General features: G+C 55.6%; 7 protein-coding genes. 6 read left to right on the forward strand and 1 reads right to left on the reverse strand.

Features of this window, described 5'->3' with window-relative positions; all coding sequences use genetic code 11:
• Positions 1–12: 12 nt before the first annotated feature.
• Positions 13–1,998, reverse strand: coding sequence for an alpha-amylase family protein (locus MHI43_RS14300; RefSeq protein WP_036663267.1), 1,986 nt, complete (start codon positions 1,996–1,998; stop codon positions 13–15).
• A gap of 135 nt (positions 1,999–2,133) precedes the next feature.
• Between MHI43_RS14300 and MHI43_RS14305 the strand changes: the two genes are divergently transcribed.
• From MHI43_RS14305 to MHI43_RS14330, 6 genes are all read left to right on the forward strand, one after another.
• Complete coding sequence (locus MHI43_RS14305; protein ID WP_015735039.1) at positions 2,134–3,030, forward strand: AraC family transcriptional regulator; 897 nt, start codon at positions 2,134–2,136, stop codon at positions 3,028–3,030.
• 140 nt (positions 3,031–3,170) lie between these two features.
• Positions 3,171–5,480, forward strand: coding sequence for a helix-turn-helix domain-containing protein (locus tag MHI43_RS14310; RefSeq protein WP_036663265.1), 2,310 nt, complete (start codon positions 3,171–3,173; stop codon positions 5,478–5,480).
• Positions 5,481–5,913: 433 nt separating this feature from the next.
• Positions 5,914–6,939, forward strand: coding sequence for an ABC transporter permease subunit (locus MHI43_RS14315; RefSeq protein WP_036663263.1), 1,026 nt, complete (start codon positions 5,914–5,916; stop codon positions 6,937–6,939).
• A 15-nt stretch (positions 6,940–6,954) separates the two neighbouring features.
• Positions 6,955–7,839: a carbohydrate ABC transporter permease gene (locus MHI43_RS14320; protein ID WP_036663260.1), complete on the forward strand. Its 885-nt coding sequence runs from the start codon at positions 6,955–6,957 to the stop codon at positions 7,837–7,839.
• A gap of 36 nt (positions 7,840–7,875) precedes the next feature.
• Complete coding sequence (locus MHI43_RS14325) at positions 7,876–9,402, forward strand: ABC transporter substrate-binding protein (protein ID WP_036663258.1); 1,527 nt, start codon at positions 7,876–7,878, stop codon at positions 9,400–9,402.
• Between the two features lie 130 nt (positions 9,403–9,532).
• Positions 9,533–13,306: an Ig-like domain-containing protein gene (locus MHI43_RS14330; RefSeq protein WP_036663256.1), complete on the forward strand. Its 3,774-nt coding sequence runs from the start codon at positions 9,533–9,535 to the stop codon at positions 13,304–13,306.
• Positions 13,307–13,345 lie beyond the last annotated feature (39 nt).

Here is a 13,345-nt window from a genome sequence, read left to right on the forward strand (position 1 = left end):
CAAGTATGTTGTTTACGCCAGTTCCAGCACAACCATTTGATGATTATCCAGATTGGGAACCGTGTAGTTGATCTCCCCCTCACTCCCAATGGTGTATGGAAGCTCATCCATCGAGGGGGCCAGATAGACCCGCCGGATCGAAGGCACCGCAGGGAGGCGCAAGCGGACGGAAACGTCCCGCAGCGGCACGATGTCCTCGATGACTTCAACGCGCCCCTTCAGGACAGGTGAAGCATAGAGTAGGTGATTAATATAGCGGTTTTCTTCCTGCTGATACTGCAGCGTCGCGATGCCTCGTGCCGGCAAATCGCAGCGCAGAGTAGGCTGCGGCAGGAGCCGGTCAATCGCATGCAATACCATCTCCTTCAGAATGAGATGGCCGTTGTCCGCATAGTCGCCGAACACATTCCAAGCGATGTAGATGCCGTTTGTGCTCTCGATCATGCCCGGGCCGCCGTCTTCTCCGGCGCTTGGCGTGTGCTGATGCGAGCAGAACGTGAACACGTCCCGGTTAAAGTATGGATTCTCCCGGCTGCCAAGCGCACGGCCGCCGTTCAGTTCAACCAGCTGTCCTTCACCGTACATTACGAATGATGCAGGCATGAGAGGACCGGGAACAAAGTCCGGGCGGAAATAAGACGGACGGTATGGGCTCTGGCCTTTCCAGTTCAATCCGAGATCCAGCGTAAACGCGTCGCCTGCCGCATTCAAACCCGAACGACCCGAGGCAAGAACTTTTCCTCCACCCGCGGTGAATGCACGGATATCCTCTTCCAATTCGGGCCATATTGGCACCTCGTCCGGCAGTATCAGCACGTTGTAGAGGCTAAAATCAGCAGTTGCATCCACGATGTCGTAAAGGTAGTGCCCTTCGGTCAGGATGCGTACCGCACCGGCATCCGCCAGGTTGTTCCGGTCATCCGACTTCCGTGCTTCCGGACAAGCCTCCCAAGCAGCCTCCAGCGACAGGACGGCGATGTCCGCCACGGAAGAGGTTGCGCTGCACCAAGGCTCCTTCGCTTCCACCTCAGCATAGGCTGTGCCGATCAAGGCGTAGGTTGCTTCATCCATGAGACCCGAAGGATGAAGCTGGTCGCCGATCGAGCACTTGGCGCCGTGGGCGAGACTGAGCGCCGTTTCGAATCGCAGCGCGTTCGGATGCTTGTAACCGCCGAATTCGCCCCAGGAGGTATGGAATTTGCCCGTCATGCCGAGATAGTCCATGCCTAGCGTCTGGGCATAGCGTGCGGACAGCGGAAAGTGATCGTAACCCCAGCCACCGGTTGGAAGCGATTCGAGTTCCAAATGGCTGTTGACTTGAGCAAGGTCGCGGCGGCCGCGACGCTGATGGCCGCTGTTATGGAAGACCGGCAGACCGGGTTTGATCTCATCGATCGTTTCTCTTACGCGGCGGGCATAGTTCAGGTAGGTGGATTCGCCTAACGCGGCAACGGCAGCTTCATCGCGAGGGTCATGACCGGCTGATCGCAGCGCGGCCACGCAATGCTGGCACCGGCATTGACGGATTCCGACGATGTCAAGGAAAATGCCGTCCGCATCATACCTGGAAACTACCTCACGAATTTGCGCCAGCAAGATGTCCAGGTAAGGCGTGTTGAAGCAAAATTCATGGTAACCGGGCGTCATGAAATCTCTCGCCCAGCGCGTACGGTCTTCCGCGTCGCGGATCAGCCATTCGGGATGGCGCCGCGCCAGCTTTTCGTCCAGCCCTGCGGATAAGTACACCGGCGTCTTGACGCCGATTTCATGGGCAGCCGAGATCATTTCTCCCAGCAGATCGAATGTGAGATGCGGATGTATTTCATTAGCTTCGCTCGGGTGATATGCCCAGCCGTGATGGCATTTTGAAAACACCGTGATGGAATCGACATGCCCGGCACGCAGCATGTTCTGAAACTGGGGTTTTGAAAAACGGCTTCCGATGCCGGCAATGGCCTCGGATGTATGGAAGTCGAGATGGACCTGACGAAAACGCATGCGTAAACAGCCTCCTTAGTCGCTTTATGAGAGCGGTTTCTCGTGATCAAATGTACCTCTTTTTCATGCGGGCAACCAGTGATAATATAGACTTTGATTAGCACAAAATGAACTTGCGAAAAGGAGGGGGTGGCTGTGCTGTGCTTAGAATTCGCCATACCGCCGCTGCCGCAATTCGTTACGGCCGGACATGCCGTATGGAAGCCGGGAGACAGGCATTTCGCCCGCACCTTCGACGTTTATGACCTGCTTCTGGTCACGAAAGGAACGCTCTATATGACGGAAGAACAGACGGAGTATGAGGTCGGCGCGGGAAAGCTGCTGGTGCTGGAAGCAGGACTGGCGCATGTCGGGCACCGAGCCTGCTCTGAGCACACGGAGATTTATTGGGTGCATTTCATTCATGGTCATCCGGCTGCGCACATCCGTCGGGAAGAGATTCCCTGGTCGAACCTGCTGTCCAAAGGCACGGTCGAAGACGTTGAGCCTTCTCCGCAGCAGCGCATGTACTTGCCGAAGTTTGCGCCCTTCGAGGTGCAAACCTTGGAGCCGATGCTGCGCGGATTGAACGATACCCACAACAGACTGAACGGGGAAAATGCGCTCAGGCTCCACCTTATGCTGACCGAACTGTTTGCCGCGCTGCAGGCTGGCTGCGCCCGGACGTCCGAGCCGGAGCCTTCCGTCCGGCTGGCCCAGGCCGCCGCAGCCTATTTGAACGAACATTGGAAGGAGCCGTTTGAACGGGCCGCGCTGGAGGAAAAGCTCCACTTCCAAGCGAGTTATATCGCAAGATGCATGAAGAGGCATATCGGCAAAACGCCACTGCAGTACGTGCTGCACCTGCGCCTGGAGGAGGCCAAGAAACTGCTTGGCGGCACGGTGCTTGGCATTTCCGAGATCGCGGAACGCGTGGGAATCCGCGATTCGAACTACATGACGCGCCTGTTTACCGCCAAGGTTGGCATGACGCCAGGTGCTTATCGGCAGATGCTTCGGCAGAAGAGGGATGGCGATGGGCGGGTCACCTGAGCAGCCCTGATCATACGACGATACCCAGAGATACGGTCAGTGCGTATCCCGTACAGGGTAATATTTCGAAAATGCAGATTGACAATGAAAATCCCGGCGGCTTATAGTAAAGCCACCTAAACTTGCAGGAGAGTGGTCCCATGAACTTGCTGCAAACCCTCCGCTCTCGCAAATATTTGCAGCGGATTATCCTGAGCTTTATGCTCGTCGTCGCCATGCTCGCCATAGCCTCCCTCTTTCTGAACGCCGCCGCCCGTGACAAAGTGTTGAGCCTCCAGCATGAGGCCGACGTCAAGCTACTCACCCAAATCAACTACAACATCGAGAACATGAACGGGATCGTGAAGGATTTGGCGGTATCGCTGTATAACGACGAAGAGCTCATCGCACTGAAATCCGGGGCGGATTATAAGCAGAGCATTCTGAAGATTGAGCGTTTGAACCGCACGGTTGCCGCTTCCCCGTACTTGCACGCCGCCGTTTTTTATAACGGCAAACAGGGCCGTTTTTTCTCGTCGCTGAGCCATGATATGGATACGCGCGTCCTTTACGGCGCACTGGAAGATTACATGGACGCTCGTGCCGACCTGCCGAAGCTGCAGCTCATTCCGCTCGACCTCGATGGGGAGAACGAAGGCATCGACGTGTTCGCATTTTTCATATATGATGGGCCGAGCCTCGGTTCCGTCAATCGGAACGTGCTGATCTTGACCGTGAAGCCGGGGTGGATGCTGGATAATGTGAAAGCGCTTAATCGGGTCGCCGAACGGGAAAACGACGTCCTGTTCGTTACGGACGGCAATGGTCAAGTACTGATGGCGGGCGACCGCAAGCTACCGCCCGGGCTGGACATCAAGAGAGATTTACTCGGACGGATGGGCTCGGCAAACCATGCACCGGACTCCTTCATCCATCAACAAGGCGATAAGAAATATAAGGTCACCTATTTAAGCAAAGGCTTAAACGACTGGCAGATCATCAGCCTTCAAGACTATGACGACGTGCTGGGCAGCGTCCGCCAGATGCGGTGGACGGAAATGGCCGTGACATTGTCCGTGGCCATGCTGGCTTTGCTGCTGTCCGTACTGATTTCGCTCCGGCTATACAAACCGGTAGGACGCCTGCTTACGCTGGTGCCCTACGATGGACGTGGAGACGCCAAAGCCAAGGATGAGCTGTCCCTGATCACGGAGAACGTAACGGAAATGATCGGCAAGCTCAGAGGATTGGAACAGGAGCGGGCCACGCAATGGAATATCGCCAAGTTATATCATCTGCGGAGCCTGATCGGCACAAGCGACAGCATGGACGAAGATGCGTTTATGCGGATGAAGGAGCAGTACGGGATCGATATCGCGCATCCGTCGCCGCTTCGGCTTGCGCTTGTGCAGCTCGACGACCTGCAAAGCCAGGTCCTGCAGCCGGTTCCCCGGGCGGAAGAGCTCTATTCCTTCGCCATCGCGAATATCGGCCAGGAGCTGCTGCGCCATGGCGGCTCCTGCGAAGCGGCGGATATGAAGAGCGGCCATCTCGTTTTTGTTGTCGGGGGCGATTCCGGTCACCTCGAGTCCTTGCACGAACGCTTCCGTGAACTTCAGCAAACCATTCTCCGCTTCTATCGGATTACGTTCACCGTAACGCTAAGCGATACCTTCGAGGATTATCGCGAGCTTACGAAACATTACAATCTGGCGCTGCGGCATTCCAACTATCGCATGATATTCGGTAAGGGCGCCGTGATGCGGCCGGAGATGATCCGCAGGAACGAGCGGAACGAATCGCTTACCATTCCGAAGGAACTGGAACGCCGGCTGACGGAGGGCTTAAAAGGCGGTAATCCGGAAGAGACGGAGCAAGCCATTCGGAGCTGGAGGGAGCATCTTGCCGAGTTTAGCTTTGACGGCATGTTTTCGGCGCTGCTGCATTTGACCATGACGCTGAGCCATACGCTCGGTGAAATGAATAATAACAACTTGAACCCGGTGTCGGTCAATCTGCAGGCGATCAACCGCCGCATTCTCGAAAAAGAGACGCTGGACGAGATCGAGTGCGTGCTCCTGGACGTCGTGCGGGAGGTGTTCGAACAGCGTAGGAGCGGACGCGAGGATAAAAACCGGCTGCTTGCGGATACCGTCAAGGAAATGATCGATAAGCATTATGCCGATCCGGACCTCAACGTACAGAAGATCGCCGATATGCTGAAGATGAGTTCCGTCTATTTGGGGCAAGTGTTCAAGGCTCAGGAAGGTGCGACGGTAGTCGACCAGATCAACGCGACTCGGCTTGCCCGTGCCCAGCAGTATCTGGAGCAGCAGCAATTGACCGTGGCCGAAATCATGGAGAAGGTAGGCTTCGGCAATGAAAGCTATTTCTATCGGCTGTTCAAGCGCCGGTATGGAACGACCCCGAAAGAGTACCGCCTGAAGTGCGCCATCGAGCGCAGTACTTAAATCGCACAGGTTCCATCAGACCCGCAGGCGAGTGTTGCCGTTTGCGGGTTTTTGCCATGCCGTGCTCCGACAATGATATCCATTCGAATGCGGGCGAACCGGCAGATTCGATACAAGCTGCGAGCCCCCATTGACCAGTTGGATCAACGCGTAACTGAAAAGTACTGTCTCACTGTCTCCTGCACCTTGGGCATCGTATCGATGATGGGAGAACGGTGTTCCCTTAACGCAGGCAAAGCCCTAAAATTTTTCAAGTGCAGCAATCTTGGATCTATACAGCCGGCTGTACAGCATTCCGAAATCCCTACAGTCCACCTGTACAGCAATCCTGAAATTGTACAGTAACGGAAAGTACCGCGTTTGAGCTATCGTTAAACGTGCAAAGCCTGGAACGCAGGCAAGAAGTGCACAAGGAAAGGAAGGGGCTTTCGCTATGTTGAAGAAGATTACACGATCGGGCTCTATGGGCGCGGAACCGGCGAACCGATCGGGAACCGGGCCCGACCCGGATTCAGAACCAGCCGGCACTCGCCCAAAAAAAACGGCGCTTCGCAGGGAGCTTCGCCATTTTCGAAACAACCGCGAGCTGTTTCTTTTATCCCTGCCGGGGATTCTGTACAAGCTGATTTTTGCCTATATTCCATTGGTGGGATTGATCATCGCCTTCAAGCATTACCGCTACGATCTCGGCATATTCGGCAGCGAATGGGTAGGTCTGGAAAACTTCCGTTATTTGTTCTCGACCGATACGGCTTGGCGGATCACGCGCAATACGGTGCTGTATAATGCCGCTTACATTGCAGTTACCACGGCCGCTGCGCTGTTGTTGGCCATTCTGATGAACGAGCTCAGGGCGAAATGGAGCAAATTTTATCAGACCGCGCTGTTTCTGCCCCACTTTCTATCCTGGGTGCTGGTCGGATACGTGGCATATGCCTTCCTGAACCATTCCGACGGTTTCATTAACCGCACCTTGCAAATGTTCGGCATGGATCCGATCAGTTGGTACCAGACGGCCGAGGCATGGCCGGCCATTCTCATTCTTGTTCATTTATGGAAGGCAGTCGGCTTCAACACGCTGATTTATTTTGCGGGCATTATCGGCATTAACAGCGAGTATTACGAGGCAGCCCGGATCGATGGTGCGACGAAATGGCAGATGGCCATGAGAATTACGGTCCCGCTGCTGGCTCCGCTGGTCATCATTCTGCTGATTTTGTCCATCGGCAACATGTTCCGGGGCGACTTCGGACTGCATTATTTCATTCCGAACAACTCCGGCTTCCTGTACGGATCCACGGATATTATCGATACGTACGTGTACCGTGCGCTTCGCGAGATCGGTAATGTCAGCATGTCGGCCGCCACGGGCTTCTATCAGTCGGTTGTCGGTTTCGTGCTCGTGCTGGCGGCGAACGGAATCGTGCGCAAAATCAACCCTGAGCATTCCCTGTGGTAAGAAGGAGGATATCCGATGCCGAAGAAGTTCGAACTATCCAAAATGTTAATCCATCTGCTGTTCATCCTGCTATCGCTGGCCATCGTCCTGCCGTTTCTGCTCGTTGTCGCGGTCTCGCTGACGGACGAAGCGTCGCTTACCGACAAAGGCTATCAGTTTTTTCCAGAAACGTTCAGCCTGGAGGCTTATCGCTATCTTCTCGACGCACCCGACATTTTGCTGCGGGCATACGGGGTCACGATCACGGTGACCGTCATTGGAGCGCTGGCAGGCCTTCTGCTCACCGCGATGACCGCATACGTCATCTCGAGACCGGATTACCGCTACAAGAGGGTAACGACGTTTTACGTGTTTTTCACGATGCTGTTCAGCGGCGGGCTCGTCCCTTCCTATATTCTCATCACCCAATACCTGCATTTAAAGGACAGCTTGCTTGCACTAATCCTGCCGGTTCTGCTCTCTCCCTTCAACATCATGGTCATGAAGGGATTCATGTCCAAAATTCCGCTTGAAATCGTGGAATCCGCCAAAATCGACGGGGCAAGGGAGCTGCGCATCTTTTTCCGGATCATATTGCCGCTATCCACGCCGGCCTTGGCCACGCTGGGTTTGCTTATCTCGTTCACGTACTGGAACGAATGGTTCAACGCCATGCTGTATATCGACGATCCCGACAAGGTGCCGCTGCAGCTGCTGCTTGTGCGAACGCTGGGCAGCATCGAGTTCATAACCTCCAATTCGGAATTTTCGCAGCAGCTGGGCATCGATTTATCCAGCTTCCCGAACAACTCGGCAAGAATGGCGATCGCCGTGCTGGCCGGCGGGCCGATGCTGATCATCTTCCCGTTCTTCCAGCGGTTTTTCGTGAAAGGGCTTACGGTTGGCTCCCTTAAGGGTTAACATATATCAACCAATAAACGTTCAGGAGGTCATGTCATGAAAAAAAGATTATTCGGATTGCTCGCGGTCATCATGATCGCCATGTCCGCGCTTGCCGGCTGCGGAGGCAGCGGCGGGAAGAGCGATTCGGGCAGCGGAACGACCGGCACGCAAGGATCGACACCGGAGGCGAGCGGCGCTAGCGGGCTTGAGCCCGCAGAGCTGACTTGGTATTATCCGCTGCTGCAGCTGCAGCCGGACCAGAAGAAGGTCGAAGAGGAGATCAACAAAATCGTGAAGGAGAAGCTGAACGCCACCGTCAAGCTGATGCCCGTCGCAATCGGGGATTACGTGCAGAAGATGAATACCGTACTGGCGGCAGGCGAGAAGTTCGACATTCTCTGGACCGGTTACATGCTGAAACCGGAAGAGCTTGTACGGAAAGGGGCTATTCAACCGCTGAACGGGCTCTTGGATGAGTACGCGCCGCAGCTGAAGACGGACGTCCCTCAGGTGATGTGGGATGGCCTCTCGGTGGACGGGGAAATTTACGGCATCCCGAATCAGCAAATCAACGGGTCGAGATACGGCTTTATCGTGCAGAAGCGGTTTGCCGACAAATACGGGTTGGATCCTTCCACAATCAAAACGATAGCGGATATCGAGCCGTTCCTTGAGCAAATCAAGCAGAACGAGCCGGGCATCATTCCGATCGGCCTGTTCGGCGGCTCGTTTGTCAACCCGCAGGCGCATGACGATCAATATTGGGTCGTTCCGGGGCTTGACGATCATTTCTACATCAAGACCGATGACCCTTCCTACACGTTGCATCGCTATCCGGAGGAGGAGCTGGACAATTTCCGCCTGGCCAGCAAATGGTATAAAGCCGGGTACATCCACAAGGACGCGGCCACGGAAAAAATGACCGACTACCAATCCAAGGGCCAGATCGCGGTCGAGTTTGACGTCACGTTGAAGCCTGGGGTCGAGGCAGAGGTCAAGCCGAAGAACGGCGGCAACGATGTCATCATCATCCCGCTCAGCGATTGGTTCTCCAACGGTTATTCGGCAACGACCAACCAGTCGATCAGCCGCACTTCGCCGAATCCGGAACGGGCCATGATGCTGCTCAATCTGATCAACACCGATAAGGAGCTCTACAACCTGATGATCAACGGCTTAGAGGGCGTGCATTACGAGAAGCTGAGCGGGGAGTATATCAAAGCGATGCCGGATTCCAGGTACCGTCCGAACATGGATTGGGTCTTCGGCAGCGTCTTCAATTCCTACCTGAAGGAAGGCCAACCGGAGAACATATGGGAGGAAACGAAAAAAATCAACGAAAGCTCTGAAATCAATCCGGTCGGCGCCTTCAAGTTCAATTCCGAGCCGGTCAGCACGGAAATCGCGAACCTGAATGCCGTATGGGGCGAGTACAAACGGGGACTCGTGACCGGCACGCTCGATTTCGAGGAGACCTGGCCCGTTCTTTACGGCAAGCTGAAGGAGGCGGGCGAAGATAAATACGTGGAGGAGGTGACGCGTCAGTTCGAGCAATTCCTGAAAGATAAGGGCTTGAAATAATCGGCCAGTAAGCTTATAGACGGATGGAGACGAAACGGGAGAAACCTGCTGCCCGGGTGGGCTTTGACGACACTGCGCACGGCGCAGACAGAGCTGACCGGATTCCACGATGGAGGAAGGGGAGCGATTTATGAAGAAGCTTGTGCTTGCGGCACTGGCGGCAAGCCTGTTGTTTGCGCTATATCCATTTCTGCCCGCCGCCGAGACGGCGTCGGCTTATGGAAATCCGCACGGGACGGCTTTTTACGTAGCCTTGGACGGAAATGACTCGAACAAAGGGACGATCAACAAACCGTTTCGAACGTTGGAAAAAGCGCGTGACGCCATTCGGGCGTTGAAAGCGAAGAAAGGGCTGCCTCGGGGCGGCGTCACGGTCTATCTTCGGGAAGGCCGGTACGAGCGCACAGCCAGCTTTGAGCTGGGTTTGCAGGATTCGGGGGAAGCGGGCAAGCCGGTAACCTATACGGCCTATCCGGGCGAAACGGTCATCTTGTCCGGTTCTAAGCAGTTGGAGAAATCCGCATTCGTTCCGGTAGCCGATCCTGCCGTACTGAACCGGATGATTAGCGAAGAAGCAAGAAACGAAGTGCTGGTCGCCGATCTGGCCGCCCTCGGCATTAACGATTACGGCGAGATGAGCCGTCACGGTTATTACTTGGCCAACGATTTGAGCAAGGTGCCGCCGATGGAGTTGTACGTGGGCGGGCAAGGGATGACGCTGGCACGCTGGCCGAACGAGGGAACCGTCCAAATGGACGAAATCCTCGATCCCGGACCGACGCGGAAAGATCCGAACGGGGAGGTCCATACAAGAGGCGGGACCTTTACGTATACGTATGACAGACCGCAATACTGGACACAGGCGGACGACATCTGGCTGGATGGCATTTTCGGCTACAGCTGGGAATGGTCCTACAACAAAATCGCTTCCATCGACACCGAGGCCAAGAGCATCACGCTCCGGTACGGGGAAATGAGCGGCATTTTCAAAAATTGGTACCCGGATTTCCATTTTGCCCAAAACTTGCTGGAGGAGATCGATATGCCCGGCGAGTATTACATCGACCGCCAGGCCGGAAAGCTCTATTTTCTGCCGAACGCCGAATTCATGACCGCGAATCCATCCATTGAAGTGACGATGCTGAAGACGCCGATGATCAATGCGCTGGACGCATCCTATATCGATTTCTCGGAGCTGATCCTGGAGAACGGGCGCGATTCGGCGGTCGTCTTCATGGGCGGAAGCCATATGCGCGTCCTCCACAGCGAAATTCGCAACTTCACCAACAGCGGCGTGCTGGTCAACACCCAGAGCCGGTTTCATTATAACGACTTTACGGGGGTTCCCGGAACAGACCACACGATCGAGTTTACCCACATCCACCATATCGGGGGAACCGCCGTCACGCTCACCGGAGGCGACAAGACAACGCTCGCTGCGGGCAACAACGCCGTGGAGAACTCGCACATTCATGATTTTGCCTATTATCATAAGGCTTACAATCCGGGCGTCCTCTTGTCCGGAGTGGGCAACCGCATGTTGCACAACGAGCTGCATGATGCTCCTCATCCCGGGGTGCTGATCTTCGGCAATGATCATCTTGTAGAGTACAACGACATTTATGACGTTTGCAAAACCTTCTCGGATCTCGGCGCCATTTACATGAACGCGGGCGAAACGCCGCAGCAGCGGGGCACCGTCATCCGCCGCAATTACTTCCATAACATCGGCGAAGCCAAGCCCGGCGTGGAAGGGGTATATCCCGATAACTTCACGATGGGATTGAAGATCGACGAGAACATCTTTTATAAAATGGGCAACTCGGCGATCAAAAACAACGGCGGCGCGCATATTTTGACCCGCAACAATATATTCGTGGACAGCAAGATTCCGTACGACTACGCGGATTTGTTTCTCGGCGACGAGCCGGACGATCAGGTTCCGCTGAATTACATGCCGAAGTGGGAGGCGCTGTTCGAGGCCAACAACGACTTCATCGGGACGCCATATCTGTCCAAATATCCGGAGCTGGCAAACTTTTTCACGGAAAACCGCTTTTATCCGGACACGAACACGTTCCACGGCAACGTCGTATACAATCCGACAGTTCCGCGAAGCTCGACAACCAACGCGGAAGGTGCGTACGACAAATTCAATCTGGTCCAATATGCGGATAACTGGGTTACTAACGAGGATCCTGGTTTCGTCGATCTGGCAGGAGGCGATCTGTCGCTGCGTCCGGATGCGCAAGTATTCCAGGCCATCCCCGGCTTCCCGGATATTCCGTTTCACGAGATCGGCATTAACGGGAAAGCAGGTACCACGAGCAGTCCGGACAGCTATCCGGTGCAAAACGTGGTGGTCTATGACAACCAAATCACGGTAGATCGTTGGAAAACGGTGAAGCTGCGCACGGCGGTCCTCCCATGGAACGCGGATAATCCGAAGCTGGTCTTCACGTCGGCCGATCCCGGTGTCGCCACGGTCGATACTAACGGCATCGTCACGGGCCAGGCGGTGGGCCAAACGGTCGTCACCGTGGCGTCGGCGGAGAATCCGCAGCTCACGGCGGCGGTGGACGTCATAGTCGAAGCCGGAGACGGCGTCATGGATTTCACCAATTTCGAGTCGGGGGCGAACGGCTGGCCGCAGGATGCGAACCGCAGCATCGTCAAAGAAGGCGACAACCGCTGGTATAAGATACTGAACGGCGCTACCGCACTCAGCCAGAAAACCTTCACCGAATATGAGCTGAGCTTCAAGCTGAAGACGCCCGAGTCGATCAGTGAAAACGCAACGCTGTACGTGTTCGATCGCCAGGCGGGCAGCGGCTCGACCCGCGTCGGTTACAAAACGCGTCCGGACGGATCCTCCTCCTGGCTGCTGTATAATGCAGCCTGGACCGTGCTGCGCGAAGAGAAGCTCCCCGGCCACGACCTGCAGCCAAACACGGAATACGAGATCAAGGTGCTGGTCAGAGGCGGCGATATCAGCGTATACGTGGACGGCCAATTCCGTCTTAAGGCAGCCGATCCGGGCCATAACGCGGCAGGCAAGGTCGGATTCTACGTTAACAACGTCAGCCATATGCTGTTTGACGACATCCGGTTCAAGGCACTGAGCACGGAGCTGGCCGGCATCATACCGTCCGAGCGCGAAATACGGCTTGCCGCCGGCGAGCAGCATCAGATGCAGGTGACGTTCGATCCCGCGGACACCACGGATACCGGCATTACTTGGCAATCCGCCGATCCATCCGTGGCGGAGGTAAGCGATACGGGCGTCGTCCATGCCGTATATGAAGGACAGACCATCATTACCGCAGTGTCCGTCGTCAATCCGCTTATCAAGGCCGATATCGTGGTGACCGTTTCGGGCATCATGCACGAAACCGACTTCGAATCGGGCGGCAACGGCTGGCCGGTAGACCCGAACCGCAGCATCGCGGCGGATCCGGACGGCAATCGCCGGTATAAAATTTTGAACGGTGCCACGGGTCTGCTGGACCGCGTCTTTGAATCGTATGTACTCGAATTCAAGCTAAAGACCCCGTCGTCGATGCCGGAGGACGGAACCTTTTATATTTTCGACCGTCAGGCGGGCAGCGGTTCGACCCGGATCGGCTATCGATCCCGGACGGACGGAACCTCGTCCTGGATCCTGTACGATTCGGCATGGCAGAAGATCGCCGAGACTCCTTTGCCGAATCTCGACTTACAGTCGGACACGGAACATGCGGTCAAGGTCGTCGTGAAGAACGGGGACGTCGCGGTTTACGTGAACAACGAGCCAAGACTTGCCGCTACGGACCCGAATCATCAGCCTTCAGGCAAAGTGGGCTTCTATGTCAGCGGATTCGATTATATGCTGTTTGACGATATCCGCTTCTCGGTGGTGCCATAAGATATGCGGCGTGTCCTCCCGGTATCAGGGGGGGCCGCC

Source organism: Paenibacillus sp. FSL H8-0457 (assembly GCF_038051935.1).
GTDB classification, from domain to species: Bacteria; Bacillota; Bacilli; order Paenibacillales; family Paenibacillaceae; genus Paenibacillus_AQ; species Paenibacillus_AQ lautus_A.